Raw genomic sequence first — 23,645 nt, 5'->3', positions numbered from 1 at the left:
TTCCTCGCCCTTGAAACGAAGAAAGCCCAAACATTCCATGCAAGATCTAGGCGTCATCAGCCCCTCCCTTGACGAGTTCCGCGAACTCGCCCGCACCCGCAGGGTCATCCCGGTCCACCTGAAGGTTCTCGCCGACGCGCAAACGCCGATCGGCCTCTACCGTTCACTCGCCGCCGGGGCGCCGGGCACCTTCCTGATGGAATCGGCTGCCGTGGGCGGTGTCTGGTCCCGCTATTCCTTCATCGGCGTCCGGTCCAGCGCCACGCTCACCACGGACGACGGCGTGACGTTCTGGCAAGGGGCACCCCCCATAGGCGTTCCCCTCGCCGGGAACCCCGTGGATGCCATGGAGGCGACGCTGAAGCTGCTGGCCACGGAACGGTTTGAGGGCCTGCCGCCGTTCACCTCCGGCCTCGTCGGCTTTGTGGGCTGGGAGGCCGTGCGCCACTGGGAGAAGCTGCCGTCCCCGCCGGAGGACGACCTCCAGCTGCCGGAACTGGCACTGAACCTGGTGGCCGACATGGCCGTGCACGACAACAATGAGGGCACGGTGCTGCTCATCGCCAACGCCGTCAACGCCAATGGAACCGACGAAAACGTGGACGGCGCCTGGCACGATGCCGTCGCCCGCGTCCAGGCCATGGTGGCCCAGCTGCAGGTTCCCGTGGCGCAGCCCATGTCCGTTGTTGAGGTGCCCGCTGCGAGCTTTGCCGAGAGTGTCCAGGAACGCTGGGACCGCAATGAGTACCTGAAGGCGCTGGACGCAGCCAAGGTTGCCATTGTTGACGGCGAGGTGTTCCAGGTGGTGGTTTCGCGCCGCTTTGAGATGGCGTGCGAGGCCTCCGCCCTGGACGTGTACCGGGTGCTGCGCAACACCAACCCCAGCCCTTACATGTACCTGTTCAGCTTTGAGGACGCGGCCGGCCGGCCCTACTCCATCGTCGGTTCCTCCCCGGAGGCCCTCGTCACGGTGCTCGGCAACGAGGTCATCACGCACCCCATTGCCGGATCCCGCCCGCGCGGCGGCACCACGGAGGACGACAAGTGGCTGGCGAAGGACCTGCTGGCGGATGAGAAGGAACGCTCCGAGCACCTGATGCTCGTGGACCTTTCCCGCAACGACCTCTCCAAGGTCTGCGAACCCGGCACCGTGGACGTCACGCAGTTCATGGAGGTCGAGCGCTTCAGCCACATCATGCACCTGGTCTCCACCGTGGTGGGCACGCTCAGCCCTGACAAGAAGGCGTACGACGTCCTCGCCGCAACCTTCCCCGCCGGAACCCTCTCCGGTGCCCCAAAACCGCGCGCCCTGAGCCTGCTGGACGAGCTGGAACCCCACCGCCGCGGCATCTACGGCGGCGTGGTGGGCTACCTGGACTTTGCCGGCGACATGGACATGGCCATCGCCATCCGCTCCGCACTGCTGCGCAACGGCCGCGCGTATGTGCAGGCCGGTGGCGGGATTGTGGCAGACTCGGTGAACGAGACCGAGGCGGAAGAAACAGTCAACAAGGCGGCCGCACCCCTGCGGGCCGTCTACGCGGCAGCATCGCTGCGCGCCCTCGAAGATGTTGCCACCGGGCAGAATGCGGGAACACAGCCATGAGCACCGAGCAGCCGGGCCGGGACCTTCCTGACGCCGGAACCCCCCACAGCAGCGCCGCCGCCCCGCCGCGCTGGCAGCGCAAGTCGACGCTTGTCATGGTCGCGGTCCTCGCCGCCCTGGCCGTGTTCGGCACCACCACGCAGACCTGGATCCACGTCGCCATAGGCCCCAGCGAGGTGGCACAGAGCGACCTGGACATCCCTGGCAGCAAGGCGGCGGTGGCCGTCTCCGCGCTGGCCCTGGTGGCGCTGGCGGGATCCCTCGCCACCACCATTGCCGGAAAAATCGCACGCATCATCACCAGCGCCGTCGTCTTCCTCAGCGCGGTGGGCATCATCGCCGTCGTGGCCGGGGTGCTGGCGGACCCGGTGGCTGCAGCAGCCTCCGAGGTGGGCGCGGCAACCGGCATCGACGGGCAGGCCTCGGACGCCACCGTGACAGTGTTCCCGGTGCTCGCCATCGCAGCTGCGGCCGTGCTGGCCCTGGCTGCCCTGGCGCTGCTGTGGTTTGGGCGCGGCTGGAATGTGCGCACCAAATATGATGCCGCCAAGACCGGTACACCGACACAAAAGACGGGTCCGGTGGACGACATCGACAGCTGGGACCAGCTCAGCCGCGGCGAGGACCCCACGGACTAGCCGCAGCCGGATGTCCCAAGGTGCGCCGCTTTCGGCTTCCATGGGCAACTAATGGCAGAATGTATTTTTAGTATCCGCGTTAAATAGGGAGTTTTACCATGAGCAACAATTCGCCCGCACAGGTATCCGTGCAGGAACCCATCGACCACAGCATCGAACTGGGGCACGGAAACAGCCCGGCGGCGTGGACCAGCGTCACCGTCATGCTGGTTGGTGTGGTCATTGGCTGCATCGCCTTCCTCATCGGCGAGAGCGCCACCACCCTGTTCTGGATCGGCGTGGGCGTCATCCTGGTCGGCGTCATCCTGGGACCGGTCCTGAAGGCTGCCGGCTACGGCGTGGGCGGCAGCAAGCTGAAGAGCAACGGCCACTGAGCGTGAGCGTATTGCAGGACATTGTTGACGGCGTCCGTGACGACATGGCCGCCCGGCAGCAGCTGGTCAGCCTGGCAGAGCTGCAGGAACGCGTCAAGCACACGGCCCCGGCGCTCGACGCCTGGGCAGCGCTGGGCGGGCCTTCCGATGACCGCCGGGAACTGATGGTCATTGCCGAGGTCAAGCGCCGCAGCCCCTCCAAGGGCGACCTCGCCGGCATTGCCGACCCGGCGCAGCTGGCGCAGCAATACCGCGACGGCGGTGCCTCTGTCATCAGTGTCCTCACCGAGGAGCGCCGCTTCAGCGGCTCGCTCGCAGACCTTGACGCCGTGCGCGCCGCCGTCGACATCCCGGTGCTGCGCAAGGACTTCACCTGCGATCCCTACATGATCTGGGAGGCCCGGGCCCATGGCGCGGACCTCGTGCTGCTGATCGTGGCGTCGCTGACTGACGCCGAACTGGCGCAGTACCTGGCCCTGACGCATGAGCTGGGCATGAACGCCGTCGTGGAAACCCACACGGCGGAAGAGATTGAGCGGGCCGTGGCAGTCGGTGCCCGCATCATCGGCATCAACGTCCGCAACCTGAAGACACTCGACGTGGACCGCGGCGTCTTTGCCGCACTGGCCGGCAACATCCCGGCAGGTCCCGTGGTGGTGGCGGAATCAGGTGTCCGCGACGTCGCCGACGTCGAGCACTACAGCGCCCATGGGGCCCACGCCATCCTGGTGGGGGAGGCCCTCGTGAAGGACGCAACCCCGCGCGAGCGGATCGCTGCGTTCAAGACTGCCGGCGCGGTGGCCATCAGCGCACGGTAGGCGCCGGGGCCGCCCCGGCGGCCAAGGAAACTTTTTTGCACACGGCACTGTGCGTGGCGGCGGGCCCCTGGCGGGTCCGCCGCCCATTGATTAACAGTGCACAACTATCCAAGGAACAGGACGGTGGAACTGATGGCTGACATGCCAGCAGCTTCGTCACAAGATCCCGCCGACATGGTGGATCCGGCAACAGCTTTCCTGCAGGGCGGCGCCCCTGCAGACCCGGATGTGGAGCATTCCCTGCGCCACGCCCCCGGACCGTACTTTGGCAGCTACGGCGGCCGCTGGATGCCGGAATCGCTGATCGCCGCCCTGGATGAACTTGAAGACACCTTTGAAAAAGCCAAGGTGGACCCGGAGTTCCTGGCCGAGATCGCCGAGCTGAACAAGAACTACTCCGGCCGCCCGTCGCTGCTGACCGAGGCCAAGCGCTTCAGCGAACACGCAGGCGGCGCCCGCGTGTTCCTCAAGCGCGAGGACCTGAACCACACCGGATCGCACAAGATCAACAACGTCCTTGGCCAGGCACTCCTGGCCAAGCGCATGGGCAAGACCCGTGTCATCGCCGAGACCGGCGCAGGCCAGCACGGTGTTGCCAGTGCCACGGCTGCGGCGCTGCTCGGCCTGGAATGCGTGGTGTACATGGGTGCCGAGGACTGCCGCCGCCAGGCGCTGAACGTGGCCCGCATGCAGCTGCTCGGCGCCACCGTGGTGCCCGTAACCAACGGTTCCCAGACGCTCAAGGACGCCATCAACGACGCCCTGCGCGACTGGGTTGCCAACGTCGAGAACACCCACTACCTGCTCGGCACCGCCGCCGGCGCCCACCCGTTCCCGGCCATGGTGCGCTTCTTCCACGAAGTCATCGGCGAAGAGGCCCGCGGACAGATCATCGAGCAGATCGGCCGCCTGCCCGACGCCGTGTGCGCCTGCATCGGCGGCGGCTCCAACGCCATCGGCCTGTTCCACGGCTTCCTGGACGACCCCTCCGTGAAGATCTACGGCTTCGAGGCAGGCGGAGACGGCGTTGACACCGGCCGCCACGCCGCCACCATCACGCTGGGCCGCCCCGGCGTGCTCCACGGTGCCCGCTCCTACCTTATGCAGGACGACGACGGCCAGACCATCGAGTCCCACTCGATTTCCGCCGGCCTGGACTACCCCGGTGTCGGCCCGGAGCACGCCTACCTGAACGACATTGGCCGCGTCACGTACGAGCCCATCACCGACGCCGAGGCGATGGACGCCTTCAAGCTGCTCTGCCGCACCGAGGGCATCATCCCCGCCATCGAGTCCTCCCATGCACTGGCGGGGGCGCTCAAGGTGGGCCGCCGGCTCACGGAAGGTACGTCCACGCCGTCGGACAAGGTCATCATTGTGAACCTGTCCGGCCGCGGCGACAAGGACGTGCAGACGGCTGCCGACTGGTTTGGCCTGCTGGATGAGGACGGCAACGTCAAGGGCACCATGCTCTCGACCCGCAGCGCCAAGGGTGCCGCCCACGGAGCCGGTGCCACCGAGGACATGGACATCAACGCGGAGGACGCCAGCAATGAGTGAGACCACAGGAGCAGTCGTGAGCAAGTCCGCCGCGGCCATTGACCGGGCCAAGGCAGCCGGGCGGAAGGCGCTCATCGCCTACCTGCCCGCGGGCTTCCCGGACAAGCAGGCCTCGATCGACGCCGCCATCGCCGTGGCACGCAACGGTGCCGACATCATCGAGATCGGCATCCCGTACTCGGACCCCGTCATGGACGGCTCCGTCATCCAGGCCGCCACCACCGCGGCCCTGGCCAATGGCTTCCACGTCTCCGACGTCTTTGACATCGTCGCCGCCATCACGGCCGAGACCGACGCCGCCGTCATGGTCATGACGTACTGGAACCCCGTCATGCGCATGGGCGTCGATGAATTCTCCCGCCGTCTGGCCGAAGCCGGGGGAGCCGGGCTCATCACCCCGGACCTCATCCCCGACGAGGCAGCCGAATGGTTTGCCGCCTCCGACAAGTACGGCCTGGACCGTGTCTTCCTCGTGGCGCCATCCTCCACGCCGGAACGCGTGGCCATGACCGTTGAGGCCACCCGCGGCTTCGTCTACGCCGTCTCCATCATGGGCGTCACCGGCGCCCGGACCTCCGTGTCCAGCGCCGCCGAAGCCGTCGTGGCCGCCGCCCACAACGCGGGAGCCGAGCGTGCCTGCGTGGGACTGGGCGTCTCCCGCCCGGAGCACGTCCGGGAGATCGCAGCCTACGCCGACGGCGTCATCGTCGGCACCGCCCTCGTGGCGGCCCTGCGCGACGGCGGGGTTCCCGCCGTCGGCGCCCTGGCAAAGGAACTCAGCACGGGCTTTGACGCCCCTGCCGCCGGTGCCGCCCTGTGATTGGGCTGATGGCACCGCAGGCCCTGGCCGGCAGCGTCGCTGCCGCAATTCCGGCCCCCGCCTGGTCCGGATTCGACATCGGGCCGCTGCGCATCCATGCCTACGCCCTGTGCATCCTGCTGGGCATCATCGCGGCGATCTGGCTGACGGACCGCCGCTGGTCCCGCCGCGGCGGGCCCGAGGGTTCCATCTGGGACATCGCCATCTGGGCCATCCCCTTCGGCATCGTCGGCGGGCGGCTCTACCACGTGTTCTCCTCGCCGGACGCGTACTTTGGCCCCGGCTTTGACGGCACCGGCGACCTGTCGCTCATCCCGCAGATCTGGCTCGGCGGGCTGGGCATCTGGGGCGCCGTCGTACTGGGCGTCCTCGGCGCCTGGATCGGCTGCCGCCGCGCAAACGTGCGGATCTCGGCGTTCATCGACGCTGCCGCCCCCGGCATCCTGCTGGCCCAGGCCATCGGCCGCTGGGGCAACTACTTCAACCAGGAACTCTTTGGCGGCCCCACCACGCTGCCCTGGGGCCTGAGCGTCTCACCCGAGTTTGTCCCGGCCGGATACGGCACCGAGACCCTCTTCCACCCGACCTTCCTGTATGAGTGCATCTGGAACCTCCTCGGCGTTGTTGTGCTGCTCCTCGTGGACCGCAGGTTCCGCCTGCGCAGCGGGCGCCTGTTCCTGCTCTACGCCATGATTTACACGGCGGGCCGTGTGTGGATCGAGATGCTGCGCATCGACGCCGCCGAGCAGATCACCCTCCTGGGCATCACCGCCCGCCTGAACGTGTGGACCAGCATCCTGGTGTTCGTCGGGGCGCTTGCCGCATTCATCGCGATTGGCATCCTGCGCCGCGGCAAGGACGACGAGTCCGTCTACCTCCCCGGCCGTGAACCGGCCCTGGCTGCTGCGCAGGCGGGCGACGGTGAATCTTCCGTCAGCACGCCGGCGAAGAGTGAGGCCGTGGCCAGGGACAGTGACGCTGCCGCGGCTGGAGGTGCCAAGGCCGGTGCCTCGGATGCCGCCAGCGACGATGCCAAGGACTCCGGCCCCGGCGCGTAGGCGGTCCCCGCAACTGGAAGTCCCCGGCCCTGCCCCCACACACCGTGGCGGCAGGGCCGGGGACTTCTTGTTTAAGCGCCCGCTTCAGCAGGCATCCCTGCCCGCGGTCCCTCGCGCCGTGCGGTCCCTTGAGCCGTTCCGAACTTATGCGCAGGATCCCCGGCCCGCGCTTGCGCATAAGGAGTCATGCGCATGGCTGACCCGCGGATAGTCCGCATAAGTTCACGCCGGACCGGTGGCAGCTGGGCACGGACTCTGGCGTTGGGGCGGGAGCCGCGGCAGGCCCGTGCTGTGGACATCTGAGGAGCAGCTTGTGCCGCTGAAAACTTTTAATATTACTGTTCTTGCATATCGTGTCAAATAATGAGAATTGCATATTTCGGTCCCGCGCACGGCTATATAGTAAAAACCGCTGCGCAAAACGGAGGGTCCATCGACCCGCTCTCTATTGTGCAAGTGCACGGTGAACTGCCTGTTCGCCGATTACGTTGGGCGGGATCCGCCCCCCACCGTCCGGGCCAGCGTCGTCCCCACCAATCGCTCATCCACGGGGAAGGACTCACACGTCGTGACACTGAACAATGCACGTGGCTCCCACCAGATTCCAGAGGCAGCCGAGGCCATCTCGCCATTCAGGCGCTTCGCCGCCATGCCTGACCAGGCCGGGCTGTACCAGCCGGAAAATGAAAAGGACGCCTGCGGCCTGGCCATCGTGGCCACACTGCGCGGCTCGGCCGGGCACGACATCGTGACTCAGGCGCTCATTGCCCTGCGCCGGTTGGAACACCGCGGCGCGGTGGGGGCCGATGAGGGCACCGGCGACGGCGCCGGAATCCTGATCCAGATTCCCGACGCGTTCTTCCGCGCCGTGGCGGGCTTCGAGCTGCCGGCCCAGGGGCACTACGCCGCCGGAACCGCTTTCCTCCCCGCAGACCCGCAGGAACAGGCGGCCGCAAGGGCAGGCCTGGAATCACTCGCGGAAAGCGAAGGCCTGACCGTCCTGGGCTGGCGGGAAGTCCCTGTGACCCACGGCCTCGTGGGTGCCGCCGCCGAGGCGTGCATGCCGCACTTCAGCCAACTCTTCGTGTCTTTGCACAATGGCGCCCAAGTCTTGGAGACGAAGCAGGCCAACGAGCTTGACCGCAAGGCCTTCCGCCTGCGCAAGCGGGCCCAGCAGAAGCTTGGCGTCTACTTCCCGTCGTTCTCCTCCAAGACCATTGTCTACAAGGGCATGGTGACCACGGCCCAGCTGGAGCCGTTCTACCCGGACCTCTCCGACGACCGCTTCGCCACCAAGCTCGCCGTGGTGCACTCACGCTTCTCCACCAACACCTTCCCGTCCTGGCCGCTGGCCCAGCCGTTCCGCACCATCGCCCACAACGGCGAAATCAACACGGTCAAGGGCAACCGCAACTGGATGCGGGCCCGCCAGTCCACCATGTCCCACGCCCTGTTGGGCGACACCCCGGAAGAGCTGTTCCCCATCTGCACCCCGGGGGCATCGGACTCGGCCTCCTTTGACGAAGTCGCCGAACTGCTCTGGCTGTCCGGGCGCCCCATGACCGAGGCCATTATGATGATGATCCCCGAGGCCTGGGAAAACCACGCCACCATGGACCCGGCCCGCAGGGCGTTCTACGAATACCACTCGCTCATGATGGAGCCCTGGGACGGCCCCGCCGCAGTCTCGTTCACGGACGGCACGCTCGTCGGCGCCACCCTGGACCGCAACGGCCTGCGCCCCGCCCGCTACTGGGTCACCGACGACGGCCTTGTCGTCCTCGCCTCCGAGGTCGGCGTGCTGGACCTGGCCCCGGAATCCATCGTGGAGAAGGGCCGCGTCGCTCCCGGAACAATGTTCCTGGTTGACACGGACAAGGGCGAGCTCGTCAGCGACTCCGACATCAAGGCACAGGCCTCCTCGGCGAACCCGTACGCCGACTGGGCCCGCGAGAACACACTCCGCCTCGCCGAACTGCCCGAACGCGAGCACATTGTGCACACCACTGCCTCCGTGCTGCACCGCCAGCGCACCTTCGGCTACACCACCGAGGAGCTGAAGATCCTGCTCGGCCCCATGGCCAAGACCGGTGCCGAGCCGCTGGGTGCCATGGGCACCGACACCCCGGTGGCCGTGCTGTCCAAGCGCCCGCGCCTGCTCTTCGACTACTTCGTCCAGCAGTTCGCGCAGGTCACGAACCCGCCGTTGGACGCCATCCGCGAGGAACTTGTCACCTCGCTCAACACCACCATCGGTCCCCAGGGCAACCTGCTCTCGCGCAGCAAGGTCAAGGCGCCGCAGCTCGCGCTGACCTTCCCCGTCATCGACAACGACGACCTCGCCAAGATCGCCAACATGGAAAGCCCGTTCCTGCCGGACGGCTCCGGCGGGGAGCGCATCGCCATGAAGGTGCGCGGCCTGTACAAGCTCGACGGCGGTGAGCCCGCCCTGCGTGCCCGGCTGGGCGAAATCTGTGAGCAGGTCTCCGGCGCGATCAACCGCGGCGTGCAGTACATTGTGCTCTCGGACCGCGACTCCTCCGCAGCCTGGGCCCCGATTCCGTCGCTGCTGCTGCTCAGCGCCGTCCACCACCACTTGCTGCGCAGCGCCAACCGCACCAAGGTCTCGCTCGTCGTGGAGGCCGGGGACGTCCGGGAAGTCCACCATGTGGCGGTCCTGGTGGGCTACGGTGCCGCGGCAGTGAACCCCTACCTGGCCATGGAATCCGTGGAGGAGCTGGTCCGCACCGGCGATGTCACCGGCGTCTCCGCGGAGGAGGCCGTCCACAACCTCATCAAGGGCCTGGGCAAGGGCGTGCTGAAAATCATGTCCAAGATGGGCATCTCCACCGTGTCCTCCTACTGCGGCGCACAGACCTTTGAGGCGCTGGGCCTGTCCCAGGGATTCATCAACCAGTACTTCACCGGCACGGCCTCACAGCTGGGCGGCGTGGGCCTGGACGTCATCGCGGCCGAGGTCGCGGCCCGGCACCAGAACGCCTACCCCGTGGACGGCGTCGACGTCCCCCATCGCCCGCTCCTTGGTGGCGGCGAGTACCAGTGGCGCCGGGACGGCGAGCCGCACCTGTTCAACCCGGACACGGTGTTCCGCCTGCAGCACGCCACGCGGGAACGCCGCTACGACATCTTCAAGAAGTACAGCGACGGCGTCAACGACCAGTCAGAGAAGCTCAACACCTTCCGCGGGCTGCTGGGGTTCAAGGACCGCGCACCGGTGCCGTTGGAGGAAGTGGAGCCGGTGTCCACCATCGTCAAGCGCTTCTCCACCGGCGCCATGAGCTACGGATCCATCTCGCAGGAGGCCCACCAGACCCTGGCCATCGCCATGAACCGGCTGGGCGCCAAGTCCAACACTGGTGAGGGCGGCGAGGATGTTGACCGCCTCCTCGACCCGGAGCGGCGCAGCGCCATCAAGCAGGTCGCCTCCGGCCGCTTCGGCGTCACGAGCCTGTACCTGAGCAACGCCCAGGACATCCAGATCAAGATGGCACAGGGCGCCAAGCCGGGGGAGGGCGGGCAGCTCATGGCCAAGAAGGTGTACCCGTGGATCGCCGAAACCCGCCACTCCACACCCGGCGTCGGGCTCATCTCCCCGCCCCCGCACCATGACATCTATTCCATCGAGGACCTGGCCCAGCTGATCCACGACTGCAAGCGCGCCAACCCCGAAGCACGCGTCCACGTCAAGCTCGTCTCCGAACTGGGGATCGGCACCGTGGCGGCGGGAGTGACCAAGGCCAAGGCCGACGTCGTACTCGTTTCCGGGCACGACGGCGGCACCGGCGCCAGCCCGCTCAACTCGCTCAAGCACGCGGGCATGCCCTGGGAGCTCGGGCTCGCAGAGACCCAGCAGACCCTGCGCCTGAACGGGCTGCGCGAACGCGTCGTGGTCCAGGTTGACGGACAGCTCAAGACCGGGCGCGACGTGGTCATCGCCGCGCTGCTCGGTGCCGAGGAATACGGCTTCGCCACCGCACCCCTGGTGGTGTCCGGCTGCGTCATGATGCGAGTCTGCCACCTGGACACCTGCCCCGTGGGCGTGGCCACCCAGAACCCCGAGCTGCGCAGCCGCTTCACCGGCAAGCCCGAGTTTGTGGTCAACTTCTTCGAGTTCCTGGCGCAGGAAGTGCGGGAACTGCTCGCGGAACTGGGCTTCCGCAGCCTGGAGGAGGCGATCGGCCACAGCGAGGTGCTGGAGCTGGCCGCCGCCGTGGACCACTGGAAGACGGCGGGCCTGGACCTGACGCCCATCCTCTCCGACGCCGGCGTCCCGGCCGATGCGCCGGTGCGCAACCTCACCCGCCAGAACCACGAGCTTGAGAAGCACTTCGACCAGCAGCTGCTGGCCATGTCCGCCGAGGCCCTGAACGCCCGCACGCCCGTAAAAATCAGCCTGCCGGTGGTCAACACCGACCGTTCGGTGGGCACCATGCTCGGCTACCACGTGACCCGCACCTTCGGCACGGAACTGCTGGGCCCGGACACCATCGACGTCACCCTCGAGGGCCAGGCCGGCCAGTCGCTCGGCGCGTTCATGCCGGCCGGCATCACGCTGCGCCTGCTCGGAGAGGCCAACGACTACGTGGGCAAGGGCCTCTCCGGCGGCCGCATCACGGTCCGCCCGCCCCGCGGCAGCGCCCTCGATGCCGGAACCAACGTGATTGCCGGCAACGTGATCGGATACGGTGCCACCAGCGGGGAGATGTTCCTCAACGGCCTCGTGGGGGAGCGCTTCCTGGTCCGCAACTCCGGCGCCACCGCCGTGGTGGAGGGGATCGGCGACCACGGCTGCGAGTACATGACCGGCGGGACCGCGCTCATCCTCGGGCCCATCGGCCGCAACTTTGCAGCCGGCATGTCCGGCGGCACCGCCTACGTCCTGGACCTTGACCCGCGCCAGCTGAACAAGGCCGCGCTGGACTCCGGGGAGCTGTCCCTGCTGGCGCTCGACGGCGCAGACACCGACATTCTCGGCTCACTGCTGGCCCGGCACGCCGAGGAGACGGACTCGGCGGCGGCACGTGCGCTGCTGGCCGGCTTCCCCGCCGCCGCAGCCCGCTTCACCAAGGTTTTGCCCCGCGACTACGCGGCAGTATTGGAAACCCGCCTGGCATCAGCCGGGCTGGGAGAGGACCCGGACGGTGCAGCCGCCTGGCAGAAAATTTTGGAGGTCACCGGTGGCTGATCCGCACGGCTTTTTGAACAACAGGGAACGCATCACCCAAAAGCGTCGCCCCGTCCCGGTGCGCATCATGGACTGGAAGGAAGTCTATGAGGCGCAGGAGAAGGGCATCCTGAAGTCCCAGGCCGGGCGCTGCATGGACTGCGGCGTGCCGTTCTGCCACCAGGGCTGCCCGCTGGGCAACCTGATCCCCGAATGGAACGACCTCACCTGGCGCGACAAGGGCGAGGAGGCGGCGGAGCGCCTGCACTCCACCAACAACTTCCCGGAATGGACCGGCCGGCTGTGCCCCGCCCCGTGTGAGAGCGCCTGCGTGCTGTCCATCAACCAGCCCGCCGTCACCATCAAGCAGGTGGAGGTTTCCATCATCGACGAGGCGTTCAACCAGGACTGGGTGCACCCGCTGCCCCCGGCGCGGCTCACCGGCAAGACGGTCGCCGTCGTCGGCTCAGGCCCGGCCGGGCTGGCGGCCGCCCAGCAGCTCACCCGCACCGGGCACACCGTGGCCGTCTATGAACGCGACGACCGGATCGGCGGGCTCCTGCGCTACGGCATCCCCGACTTCAAGCTGGAGAAGGAAAGCATTGACCGGCGCATCGCTCAGATGGAGGCCGAGGGCACCCGCTTCCGCACCGGCGTCGACGTGGGCCGCGACATCAGCTGGGACCAGCTGCGGCGCCGCTATGACGCCGTCGTGGTCTGCACCGGCGCGACCGTCCCGCGCGACCTCCCCATCCCGGGCCGTGCCCTGTCCGGCGTCCACTTCGCCATGGACTACCTGGTGCAGGCCAACCGCGCCGTCGCCGGTGACACGTTCGACGGCGCAGGTCCGGGCCGGATTGATGCGGCCGGCAAGCATGTGGTCATCCTGGGCGGCGGCGACACCGGTGCTGACTGCCTTGGCACGGCCCACCGCCAGCACGCTGCCTCCGTGACGACGCTGGCGATCGGCACCCAGCCGCCGCTGGAGCGCACGGCCAACCAGCCGTGGCCCACTTTCCCGAACTTGTTTGAGGTGGCCAGTGCCCACGAAGAGGGCGGCGAGCGGAGCTACCTGGCCTCCACCGTGGAGTTCCTGGGCGAGGACGGCGTGCTGACCGGGCTGGTCATTGCCGAGACAGAATATGTGGACGGCCGGCGCGTGCCGAAGGAGGGCACGGAGCGGACCATCCCGGCGGACCTGGTGTTCCTGGCGCTCGGCTTTACCGGTCCGGAAACGGCGGAACTGACCCACCAGCTGCCCGTCAGCCTCGATGCCCGCGGAAATGTTAACCGTGACGGCCATTACATGACGGACCGTGAAGGGGTCTTTGCCGCCGGGGATGCAGGCCGCGGCCAGTCGCTGATTGTGTGGGCCATTGCGGAAGGGCGGGCCTGTGCCGCGGCGGTGGACAAGTTCCTGATGGGCGAAACATTTCTCCCCGCCCCCGTCTCACCCAGTGAATCGGCTATCAGTGTCTAGCCTGTAGACGATAGGCTGTCTGGGGGCACCAAAGTTTTATGCTGAAAACCACACACTAGGTAGGTACATTGAGACGCGCAAAGATTGTTGCGACTTTCGGGCCGGCTATCGCCAGCTATGAAAACACACTTGCGGTACTGGAAGCGGGCGTCAACGTAGCCCGCATGAACATGAGCCACGGTGACTACACCGTGCACCAGAACACATACGATAACGTGCGCAAGGCCGCCGAGGCGCTTGGCAAGCCCGTCGCCATCATGGCTGACTTGCAGGGCCCCAAGATCCGCCTGGGCCGCTTCGCCAACGACGTAGGCTACGACCTGGCCGTGGGCGATGTCTTCACCATCACCACCGAAGACGTCCCCGGCACCAAGGACATCTGCTCCACCACCCTGAAGTCCCTCACCGAGGACGTCAAGGTCGGCGACATCATGCTCATTGACGACGGCAAGGTTTCCGTCCGCGCCACCGCGGTCGACGACGTCAAGGTGGTCACCGAGGTGACCGTCCCCGGCAAGGTGTCCAACAACAAGGGCATCAACCTCCCCGGCGTTGCCGTGAACGTCCCCGCCCTGAGCGAAAAGGATGAGGAGGACCTGCGCTGGTCCCTGGGCTGCGGCGTCGACCTTGTCGCGCTGTCCTTCGTGCGCGACGCCGCCGACATCACCCGCGTCCACGAGATCATGGACGAAGAAGGCCGCCGCGTGCCGGTCATCGCCAAGATCGAGAAGCCGCAGGCCGTCGAAAACCTCGAGGCCATCGTTGACGCCTTCGACGCCATCATGGTTGCCCGTGGCGACCTCGGCGTTGAGCTTCCGCTGGAAGACGTCCCGCTGGTGCAGAAGCGCTGTGTCGAGCTGGCACGCCGCTGGGCCAAGCCGGTCATCGTGGCCACGCAGGTGCTCGAATCCATGATCGAGAACCCGCGCCCCACCCGCGCCGAGGCTTCCGACTGCGCCAACGCCGTCCTCGACGGTGCGGATGCAGTCATGCTCTCCGGCGAGACCAGTGTCGGTGCGTTCCCGATCGTGACCGTGCAGACCATGGCACGCATCATCGAGGCCGCTGAGTCCGAGGCCGGCATGAAGCTGATCCCGAAGCTCACCTCCGATCCGAAGACCCGTGGCGGCGTCATCACGGCAGCTGCCGTGCAGATCGCCAACCAGCTGGACGCCAAGTACATCGCCACGTTCACGCAGTCCGGCGACTCGGCACACCGCCTCTCACGCCTGCGCCCGGCCAAGCACGTCTTCGCCTTCACCCCGGATGAGCGCGTGCGCAACCAGCTCGCCCTCGCCTGGGGCATCGAGCCCGTCCTGGTCCCCATGGTCGCCCACACGGACGCCATGACGGAGCAGGTCGACACCGCGCTGCTGGAAAAGGGCGTCGTAAACGAGGGCGACCTCGTCGTCATCGCCGCCGGTTCCCCTCCCGGACAGGCCGGCTCCACCAACCTGGTCAAGGTGCACAAGGTGGGCGACCTCGCCGACCTCGGCAAGGCCGGAGTTGGCGGCGGCGCCACCCGCGAAAAGATCGGTCCCTGGCCCACTGACTGATCCACGCACTCTCCCAAGGCCCGGACGCTCGCGCGTCCGGGCCTTGGGGCCTCGGGCGCGTGGTCCCGGCACCTTCGTTAGACAACGACGGCGGCACCTGCCTTTCGCTTGACGCGTTGGGCGGGTGCCGCCGTCGTGCTTTAAGGGCTCTGGGCAAAAATGAAGCCGATCCCGCTTTCTGATCCCGGAATCCCGGGCTCAGAAAGCACGATCGGCTTCATTTAGTGTTCGGCGTTAGTCCTAGTTGACCTGGTTGATGATGGTCTCGGCAACTTCGCGCATGCTCAGGCGGCGGTCCATGGAGGTCTTCTGGATCCAGCGGAACGCCTCGGGCTCGGTGAGGCCCATCTTGGTGGTCAGCAGGGACTTGGCGCGCTCCACGAGCTTGCGGGTGGCGAACTGCTCCTGGAGGTCGGAAACCTCGTCCTCAAGGGCCTTGATTTCCTCGTGGCGGGAAAGTGCAATCTCCAGGGCCGGGATGAGGTCGGCGGGGGTGAAGGGCTTGACCACGTAGGCCATGGCGCCGGCGTCGCGGGCACGCTCCACGAGTTCCTTTTGGCTGAAGGCGGTCAGCAGCACCACGGGGGCGATGCGGGCCTTGACGATGTGCTCCGCGGCAGTGATGCCGTCCATGACGGGCATCTTGACGTCCATGAGGACCAGGTCGGGGCGCAGCTCCTTCGCGAGCTCCACGGCCTTTTCGCCGTTGTCGGCCTCGCCCACGACGTCGTAGCCTTCGCCGCGCAGGATCTCCATGATGTCCAAACGGATCAGGGTCTCATCCTCGGCAACGATGACGCGGCGTGCGGGGGACGTGGGGGTGGAATCCGTTTGTTCAGACACAGGTAACTCCTTGTAAGGGTGAGGTGCACCACATTTTGCAAAAATCATGCCCATGGCGGGCTTCGGTTCTACAAAACAGCCTATATGCATGTAGAGTTGTTCCGCGCACTCGTTGAGAAGAGATTCCATAATGAGAGCGTGATCTTTGTAACGGAGGCCGTTGTGGCCGTGTTGCAGGGGCCCGAGTGGCGGAATGGTAGACGCGCTGCACTCAAAATGCAGTATCGAAAGGTGTGTGGGTTCGAGTCCCACCTCGGGTACTTTTTTCGTGCGGGAACCTCCTGGTGACAGGGGGTTTTCGTGTTTAAGCGCCTGCACCGTGACTTCGCAGGGTTAGCGGCCAGAATGTGTGTATGGCCCGGGGGTGTCATCGGCTTCTTCCGCCCCATCCTTGTTGGATTCCGTTCCCGTCTTCGGGGCTGAAGGCTGTGTCGTAGAGGGCTGGCCCGATGGGCTCTTCGATGGTTGTGCTTTGTTTTCTTTGGGGCTGCCAGTGGCTGGGTTTCACGAACGTCCAGGGGTCTTTCGGAGACTCGCTGTGGAGGTAGAGGTACCAGTCAACGGCTCGTTTGGCGTGGTCGTCGGTGAGACCACGGTGATCGCGTAGAAGGTGCTTGAGACCGGCATTGATTCCGCCTTCCAAGGGGCTGGTGGTGCGGTCGATCTTGTGCTCGTTGGTGGCGGCGGTGAGCCAAGTGAACAGGTGCCCATTTTTCAATACCGTGGCCAGTGTTCCGCGGGCCCGACGCAGGCGTAGATGTGTAAACCACCATTGCTGGTTCGTGCCGATATGGGAGGGCCTCTCGCCGTTCTTCTTCGCGTAGGTTCGGGTCTTCAAGAAGGACTCCCAGCGTGCTTCCCAGGAAGCGAATTCCCCGGCCCAGACAGCGGCTTGGTCAAGGTCTTGGATCGGTGTCAGGGCCTTGGCTAGTGCCAGTAATTCCTTGCCGGCATCGAGGTTTGGGCGCATCGTGAGGTGTGTTCGAATGTTCTGCTGGATATGAAAAAGACACCGTTGCACCTTCGTCTCTGGCCAGTGCTCGCGCAGCGCACTTTCCAGGCCTTTGTGCCCGTCAACGATCGCGACCGCAGGTGCCGGGATTTGTTGCAGCAGGGCAGACCAGGACGCATTCTTTTCTCTGTCGCACCACTGCCAGGCGATGACGTGGTTGCCGGTGTAGGCGACCAGCACGCACCAGTCGTTGAAGTACGTTCCGTCAAGCATGATCTGGGGGTGTATTTCGCCGCTCACGACGGCTGTAGGGGACACCGTCCAGCACCAGGCACTCTGACGCCTAAAGGTGCGTGCGGAGCCTGCATGGGCTTCCTGACGGTCCTTGCCGGTGATCCAGGACAGGAACGCTGTGAACTCTGCTTTCTTGCTGACATCGACACGTGACTGGGTGCTGGAAGCACCACAGGACTTGCACCGCCACCTAGTTCTTCCCGCGCTGGTCTTGCCATTCTTTACGAGCTTCTTAGTACATACACCACACCTGGGGTGATTCTTGGGAACTGTCACCGTACATGCTTTCAAAGCATGTACAGGGCCCTGCATCCCATATGATTACTGGCCAAAAGCCACTTTTCATACACACATTCTGGCCGCTAACCCACTTTTTCGAAAGAGTTTGGGAGCGTGTTTTTGGGCAGGCTGGGGTGGCCGGCGGGGTGATTCGTCCGGCGGGTAGTCGTTGGTGGTTATGTGGCTTTGGGTGTTGGGGCGTCGTAGAGGGTGCCGTCGCGGAGCATCGCGAACAGGACGTCGCAGCGGCGTCTGGCGAGGGCGATCAGGGCCTGGTTGTGCCGTTTGCCCTCGGCGCGTTTCCGGTCGTAGTAGGCGCGTGAGAGCGGGTCTTTGAGCGCGGCGAACGCGGAGAGGAAGAACGCCCGTTTCAGGGTTTTGTTGCCTTTCCTTGAGGGGTGGTCGCCGCGGATCGAGGTCCCGGAGCGCCAGGTGACCGGGGCGAGGCCGGCGTAGGAGGCCAGGTGCCCGGAGGATTGGAATTCTTTGCCGGCGACTTCGGTGATGATGCGTGCTGCGGTCCTGACACCGACGGCCGGCATGGAGGTCAGGACCTCGTGAAGAGGGTGGGCCTCCACCAGAGCTTCGATCTGTGTCAGCAGTTCATTGCGGGCAGTGCGCAGCTGCTTGAGCATCGCGGCGAGTTGGGCCAGCACGATCCCGGCTGAACCGCTCCCGGGCACGGTCACTGTCTGCTCGCTCAGGGCGGCGAAGATGTCCGCAGACCAGGGTTTCCCGCCCCGCGGAGCGTACTTGGTCAACAGCGTCCTGACCCGGGTTTGCCCGGCGTTATGGATCTTCTCCGGGGAGGGGTATTTGATCAGCAACTCGGCCATGGCCGGGTGGTCCAGATGGCCGCCGATAACCCGTTCCAGGGCCGGGTGGATCTGGGTGAGCAGGCCCCGGATCCGGTTCGAGGTCGCGGTGGCCTGCTTGGCCAGATCATCATCGAAACCACAGAGCATGGACAGTTCCGCGGCCTGCTCATCAGCCAGGGCGATCGAACGCAGCGTGTGCGGCAACGACCTGGCTGCCTCGGCAATAATGGCAGCATCCCGGGCGTCGGTCTTCGCCTCTCCCGGGTGCAGGTCCGCGATGCGACGCATGGCCAAGCCGGGAATGTAGCCGACCATGATGCCCTCGGCACGGGCCACGGCCACCGGCAGCGCCCCGATGGTCGAGGGCTGGTCAACGACGAGCAGCACGGTGCCTTTCCCAGCCACGGCCTGGATGATCGCCCGGATCTTCGCCTCGTCCTGAGGCAGCGCCCGGTCCAGGATTTTCTTGCCTGCCCGGTCAATAGCGACCGCGTGGTGATTGCTCTTTCCGACGTCAATACCGATGAAGATATCGACTTCGTCATGGTTGTTGATCAACGTAAACCTCCCAGAAATCTAGTCCTGTGAAACATTCGTTGGCTTGTCCTACGGCGGCAAGGCTCGGCATCCACGTTACGGCTGACCTACACGACGGTTCCTTGTGCTGGTCCGGTCCCCATTAGCGATCCCCTGGCGCCTATCGGACCCCGGTGACAACACCCCCCGGATCATCAACGACTGGGGGACTTAATCATGCCGGGACCGACAGACCAACAACCCCAATTCTTACTCGTTTAGGGGCTACTAAAAAGGTAACGGGGGTACCGACCGGTGAAGAGGACGGCGAAGCCGGCGATGATGGTGGTGATGGTGGTGATGGCGACGGCGACCCACAGGAAAAAGAGGATGAAGAAGTGCGGCACGGCCAGGAGCCATTTGACCAGCCACAGTCCTCGGGACAGCTGTAGGTCAAGCTTCCCGGAGAGCCTTGCAGGGTAGACCCCGGTCGTGGCGGGGACGGCATCGCCACCTGGCCGCATCGAAGGGGCCGCCTGCCTGCCAAGGAGAATCGCACCCAGCACCACCAGGCCGCCACCAAGGACCAGCAGCACCAGCCCGCCAATCCACAGGGTTGGTGGGACGGTGTCCAGCCAGGCGGAGTGGACCGCTGCCTGCAGATTCACCGTGACGCCGGCCCCGGCGTCGGAATTCATGACAACCGCAACCCAGTTGCCGCTGCGCAGGTCCACGGTGAGCTGCTGGGTCCCCGGCCCGGAGGAAGATTCGGTCCAAAAGCCCTGGTCACCCGGAGGCGTTGCGGCAGCAGTTCCGGGAACATCCCGGTACTGCACCCGGAAAGGAGAAGACTCGACGCCGGCGATTTCGCTGATGTTGACGCCGCTGAGGTAGCGGTCAACGTCAGTCTTGGGTCCGATGCCAACGAAAACCTGCCCTCCGGCCTGGGAGGGTGTGGCTTTAAGCCGGAAGCTGCCAAAGTCAAAGGGAACCTTCTCAGTGCCAATCCTGGCTGGCGGAGAGGTGAGTGCGTAGGACGTGGTGGTGAATTCCCGTGCCGGGGAACTGAGATATCCGTCCGGTCCCTGCCCGGCAGATACCGTGGAGGCAACTATGCCACCGGCGATCCCGGTCGCACCGAGCAAGGCCAGAAGAATTCCCAGCGCAAGCGCCACGACGCCACCCGCGGCTCCACCACGGGCACCTCCCGGATCCGGTGTGCCGTTGTCAATCTCTGCAGTGCTTGTCATCTCATCGCTCCCCGACTGTTGCTCTCCACTTTGTCCTGTACGGCGCACCGGCAGTAGAGGAGAAAGGCCTGGTGGTTTTGGACCCGATCCAGGCAACCCAACCCCAAGCCAGGACAATGGTCTCTGGCACGGGAAGGGAAACCTTGCTGGCATGTACGCCCATCAGGTTGCAAACAAGGGATCCCACTAGTTTCTGACGCACCAAGCCACTCACGGGAAGATCCTGGCCAGGGCAAGGCAGCCAGCGGGACGTGCCGAGGCCAGCCTCCTTGGCTCGCAAGGGGACAGTTTCTTGCGTTGGGCCCGGTTGTGGTGCCGTTTGCCAGCCACTTGAGCACGGCATCACACAAGGCCAGGTCTGTTCAGTACGATGGCATTGGCGCGGAGGTCATTCGCGGAAAGCCTGCAGTGTGCGGCGCCTCAGCGGTCGCGGAACCGCTCCATGGCCCGGCCCACGCTGGTGCCCCAGTCCCGGGCACGGGCCAGTTCGCCTACGCCTAGGATGTTGTCTTTGGTGACTAGCAAACTTTCAGGTGCAATGACCTCACGAGAGCCCCGCTTCGCCAAGGCATGCTGGATGTGGCCGCAGGCCGCACCTGAAAGCAGGTGGGCGATGTCGACCCGTGTGTCAAAGGCCGCACTCAGGGGAGGAATGAGTTCGGTGTCCCGGAGCCACTCACGGACGCCTGTTCCTGGTGCCAAGGGTTCAAGCTCCAGGTCCTTCCGGGGATCACTGGACCATGTCAGTGCTTCCTGACGCGAGGATGGACGGCTCATGCCGTGCACGTGGGTTGGACCGCCGAGCACAAGCAAGTTGGCTGAATGGGCGGCTTTCCTGGCGCGCGGGTCGTTGACATTCGCGGTGGACACCATCCCGAATGGTGCAAGTCCCTCAGCGATGGCGAGGGCAATCTTCCTCGTATTGCCAAACATTGATTCGTAGATGACGGCAATGCTCATGTAAGTGGCCCCTTTTTGGCGGCAGTGCGGTGGCAGGTGGTTAACTGCAGTCTTGTTGAGGGCCGCCTGTTCCACTAGTGCCAAACGTCCCCTGCCGGGACATGAGCCGCCAGAGAATCTCAAACGTGGCAGAGCCGTTCCACGGACCTCCGGAACCTGAGCAGGAGAAGGGAATCGGGCTCTGCGCCGGAACTGAAGTCCCCGTGATCCACCACGGCCCGCGTATGTGCCTGCCGCGCGGATTCACCGCTGAGTCTTGAGTGGTTTCGCCGGACCGGAACAACTGCTGCTAGGACGGGCAGTGCCAAGTGGTGCGTGGTGCAGGGGAAGGGCCTAGACTGGGCCGGGATGACATCCCGATGCCGGTGCCATGGCAAACAGGCATTCTTCACTGTTTCCGGCTCATGGGCACACCCGGCCCGGCCAGCGCTCCGGTGTTCCGGCCGCTGATGGCCAAAGCGCCGCCGAGGCCCCGGACCGCACCCCAAGCTGCACGGAGGGTCTGCATGAATGACGCAAGCGCACGGCGACGGATGGATGCAGGGGACGGGACAGTCCGGCTAAGCCATCCGGCGAAGATCCTTTACCCTGAAACTGGCACCACAAAGACCGACGTCGCCAGCTACTACCTGCATGTTGCGCCCGTGCTGATCCAGTGGGCCAGGAACCGTCCCGCCACCCGGAAACGTTGGGTGGACGGCGTGGGAACAGCCGCTGCCCCCGGGAATAGTTTCTTCCAAAAGAACCTCGACACAGGCACACCGGACTGGGTGATAAGGCAGCGGTTGCACCACAAAGACCACGATGCCGTGTATCCGCTGGTCAACGACGCCCGCACCTTGGCCTGGCTCGCCCAAATATCGGCCTTGGAGATCCACGTTCCGCAGTGGCAGTTCTCTGACGCCGGCAAGCCCGGAAACCCGGACCGGCTGGTCCTTGACCTTGACCCCGGGGAAGGTGCCGGGCTGGCTGAGTGCGCAGCCGTGGCGCTCATTGCCAAGGGATCACTGGACCGGCTGGGACTGCCGTCGCTGCCCGTGACCAGCGGCAGCAAGGGAATCCACGTGTATGCCGGCCTGGACGGCCGACGGTCTTCGGCGGACATTGCTGCCCTGGCCCATGAGGTGGCCCTTTCCATGGAACACGACCACCCCGAGTTAGTCGTCAGCCGGATGGGCAAGGACGTGCGGCGCAGGAAGATCTTCATTGACTGGAGCCAGAACTGGCAGGCCAAGACCACCATTGTGCCCTATTCGCTGCGAGGCCGGCCGACGCCCACCGCGGCGGCACCGCGCCAGTGGTCCGAAATTGCCACGCCCGGGCTCGCCCAACTGGGGTACCGGGAGGTCATCGAAAGAATCGACGCCGGCCTGGTTCCCGTGATTCCTCCGCCGTCGGCGTGCTAGTCCATGAGGAGAGCGGCGGCACCTGTGACACAGTCCCCGGCCAGGTCGGCCAGGGCCTGGTCGGCGGCTGAAAAAGGATAGGTCGTTGTGGTCGGTTGGATGGGGATCTGCGCGGCGATGCTCAAGAGTTCCTGGCCATCCGTTCGGGTGTTGGCCGTGACGCTGACCAGTGCCCGTTCCTGGAACAGCTCCGTTTCGTAGTGCAGCGAAGGGATGTCAGAGAGGTGGATGCCAGCCACGGCAAGGGTTCCGCCACGGTCCAGTGCCCGCAGGGCAACCGGCACCAGGTCTCCAACAGGCGCAAAGAGGATGGCAGAATCCACAGGCTCGGGAGGAACGTCCATGGCATCACCCACGAACACTGCCCCCAGTGCCACAGCGAGTGCGCGGGCTTCGGCCGAGCGTGTCATGACATAGATGGAGGCACCCTGATGCAACGCGATCTGGGCCGTAATGTGGGCCGATCCGCCGAAACCGTAAATTCCCAGACGCCCGCCGGCAGGCAGCGCAGCCCGTTGGAGCGCCCTGTAGCCGATGATGCCCGAGCACAGAAGGGGCGCAGCCTCTACGTTGCTGAACACCTTAGGGATCCTGTAGGTGAAGGCCTCAACCACCGTGACGAGTTCAGCATAGCCTCCGTCACGGTCCCAGCCCGTGAAGGTGGGGGAGAGGCACAGGTTTTCTTCCCCAAGCAGGCAGAACCGGCATGCACCACACGTCTGGCCCAGCCATGGCACGCCAACCCTGTCGCCGATCTGAACCTCGTTGCAGTCCGGACCCATCCCGATTACAACTCCCACCACCTCGTGGCCCGGGATCATGTGCAGGTGCCGGGGGGCAAGGTCGCCCTCGGCAAGGTGCAGGTCGGTGCGGCAGACCCCGCAACTCAATACACGCAGTAGCAATTCGCCGGGCCCGGGTATCGGGTCGGGCCGTTCGCCCCAGACAAGGGGATGCGAGGCCATCGGACCCGGTTCCTCTATCCACCATGCACGCATGGCTGCCTCCTTCGCCGGATTCTGGCACCGGCCCGGTTGCCGAGCAGCGCTCCTTTTGAGTGTGACCTCGGCGCGCGCCTCCCGCAAGGGCACAAGGTCCTTTGGCCTCCTGGTGTATGACATTCCGAGATGGTCCGTCTCGCATTGCAGCACAGTCGTGACTTTGGCCCCTATCCGGGCACCCTCCAACGGGGTTTGACTCGTTGCGTGGGCAGCTGGCCCAAGAAGGCCTTA

General features: G+C 65.7%; 17 protein-coding genes and 1 tRNA gene. 12 read left to right on the top strand and 6 right to left on the bottom strand.

Annotation, left to right across the window (positions count from 1 at the left end; all coding sequences use genetic code 11):
• Positions 1-37 precede the first annotated feature (37 nt).
• From JOF48_RS18285 to pyk, 10 genes are all read left to right on the top strand, one after another.
• Positions 38-1,606 (top strand): anthranilate synthase component I, encoded by a 1,569-nt coding sequence (locus JOF48_RS18285; protein WP_209683350.1) that lies wholly within the window; start codon positions 38-40, stop codon positions 1,604-1,606.
• Complete coding sequence (locus tag JOF48_RS18280) at positions 1,603-2,244, top strand: Trp biosynthesis-associated membrane protein (protein WP_209683347.1); 642 nt, start codon at positions 1,603-1,605, stop codon at positions 2,242-2,244. Before JOF48_RS18285 ends, JOF48_RS18280 begins: the two co-directional genes overlap by 4 nt.
• A 98-nt stretch (positions 2,245-2,342) precedes the next feature.
• Positions 2,343-2,618: an HGxxPAAW family protein gene (locus JOF48_RS18275; protein ID WP_209683342.1), complete on the top strand. Its 276-nt coding sequence runs from the start codon at positions 2,343-2,345 to the stop codon at positions 2,616-2,618.
• Positions 2,619-2,620: 2 nt separating this feature from the next.
• Positions 2,621-3,436, top strand: a complete 816-nt coding sequence (gene trpC / locus JOF48_RS18270; protein ID WP_209683339.1) for an indole-3-glycerol phosphate synthase TrpC — start codon at positions 2,621-2,623, stop codon at positions 3,434-3,436.
• Positions 3,437-3,568: 132 nt separating this feature from the next.
• Positions 3,569-4,996 carry a tryptophan synthase subunit beta gene (gene trpB, locus JOF48_RS18265; protein WP_209683337.1) on the top strand — a complete coding sequence of 476 codons (1,428 nt, stop codon included), beginning with the start codon at positions 3,569-3,571 and terminating at the stop codon, positions 4,994-4,996.
• Complete coding sequence (gene trpA, locus JOF48_RS18260) at positions 4,989-5,816, top strand: tryptophan synthase subunit alpha (RefSeq protein ID WP_209683334.1); 828 nt, start codon at positions 4,989-4,991, stop codon at positions 5,814-5,816. The genes trpB and trpA overlap by 8 nt, the downstream gene beginning before the upstream one ends.
• Positions 5,817-5,824: 8 nt before the next feature.
• On the top strand, positions 5,825-6,874 hold the full coding sequence (gene lgt / locus JOF48_RS18255) for a prolipoprotein diacylglyceryl transferase (protein ID WP_209683331.1): 1,050 nt from the start codon (positions 5,825-5,827) through the stop codon (positions 6,872-6,874).
• A 649-nt stretch (positions 6,875-7,523) separates the two neighbouring features.
• The gene (gene gltB, locus JOF48_RS18250; protein WP_209684754.1) at positions 7,524-12,080 is read left to right on the top strand and encodes a glutamate synthase large subunit; all 4,557 of its coding nucleotides are present in this window, start codon (positions 7,524-7,526) and stop codon (positions 12,078-12,080) included.
• Positions 12,073-13,539 (top strand): glutamate synthase subunit beta, encoded by a 1,467-nt coding sequence (locus JOF48_RS18245; RefSeq protein ID WP_209683328.1) that lies wholly within the window; start codon positions 12,073-12,075, stop codon positions 13,537-13,539. Before gltB ends, JOF48_RS18245 begins: the two co-directional genes overlap by 8 nt.
• Positions 13,540-13,607: 68 nt before the next feature.
• Positions 13,608-15,095, top strand: coding sequence for a pyruvate kinase (gene pyk / locus JOF48_RS18240; protein ID WP_209683325.1), 1,488 nt, complete (start codon positions 13,608-13,610; stop codon positions 15,093-15,095).
• 240 nt (positions 15,096-15,335) lie between these two features.
• Here pyk and JOF48_RS18235 read toward each other — a convergent pair whose 3' ends face one another.
• Positions 15,336-15,938, bottom strand: coding sequence for an ANTAR domain-containing response regulator (locus JOF48_RS18235; protein ID WP_209683321.1), 603 nt, complete (start codon positions 15,936-15,938; stop codon positions 15,336-15,338).
• Positions 15,939-16,117: 179 nt separating this feature from the next.
• Here JOF48_RS18235 and JOF48_RS18230 point away from each other — a divergent pair.
• Positions 16,118-16,198 (top strand) — tRNA-Leu (locus JOF48_RS18230).
• Positions 16,199-16,305: 107 nt separating this feature from the next.
• Here JOF48_RS18230 and JOF48_RS18225 read toward each other — a convergent pair.
• The 4 genes from JOF48_RS18225 to JOF48_RS18210 form a co-directional block, all read right to left on the bottom strand.
• Positions 16,306-17,460: an IS1249 family transposase gene (locus JOF48_RS18225; protein ID WP_209683318.1), complete on the bottom strand. Its 1,155-nt coding sequence runs from the start codon at positions 17,458-17,460 to the stop codon at positions 16,306-16,308.
• A gap of 179 nt (positions 17,461-17,639) precedes the next feature.
• Positions 17,640-18,839, bottom strand: coding sequence for an IS110 family RNA-guided transposase (locus JOF48_RS18220; protein ID WP_245346602.1), 1,200 nt, complete (start codon positions 18,837-18,839; stop codon positions 17,640-17,642).
• A 236-nt stretch (positions 18,840-19,075) separates the two neighbouring features.
• Positions 19,076-20,047: a hypothetical protein gene (locus tag JOF48_RS18215; RefSeq protein WP_209683315.1), complete on the bottom strand. Its 972-nt coding sequence runs from the start codon at positions 20,045-20,047 to the stop codon at positions 19,076-19,078.
• Between the two features lie 420 nt (positions 20,048-20,467).
• Positions 20,468-21,007: a hypothetical protein gene (locus tag JOF48_RS18210; RefSeq protein ID WP_209683313.1), complete on the bottom strand. Its 540-nt coding sequence runs from the start codon at positions 21,005-21,007 to the stop codon at positions 20,468-20,470.
• 506 nt (positions 21,008-21,513) lie between these two features.
• Here JOF48_RS18210 and ligD point away from each other — a divergent pair.
• On the top strand, positions 21,514-22,413 hold the full coding sequence (gene ligD, locus JOF48_RS18205) for a non-homologous end-joining DNA ligase (protein WP_245346601.1): 900 nt from the start codon (positions 21,514-21,516) through the stop codon (positions 22,411-22,413).
• Here the strand turns inward: ligD and JOF48_RS18200 are convergent.
• On the bottom strand, positions 22,410-23,411 hold the full coding sequence (locus JOF48_RS18200; protein WP_209683310.1) for a zinc-dependent alcohol dehydrogenase family protein: 1,002 nt from the start codon (positions 23,409-23,411) through the stop codon (positions 22,410-22,412). The two genes, ligD and JOF48_RS18200, sit on opposite strands and share 4 nt — an antisense overlap.
• Positions 23,412-23,645 lie beyond the last annotated feature (234 nt).

It is taken from the genome of Arthrobacter stackebrandtii, from assembly GCF_017876675.1.
Taxonomy (GTDB): domain Bacteria; phylum Actinomycetota; class Actinomycetes; order Actinomycetales; family Micrococcaceae; genus Specibacter; species Specibacter stackebrandtii.
The sequence above is the reverse complement of the archived record's forward strand: the minus strand, read 5'-3'. Positions and strand labels throughout refer to the sequence as shown.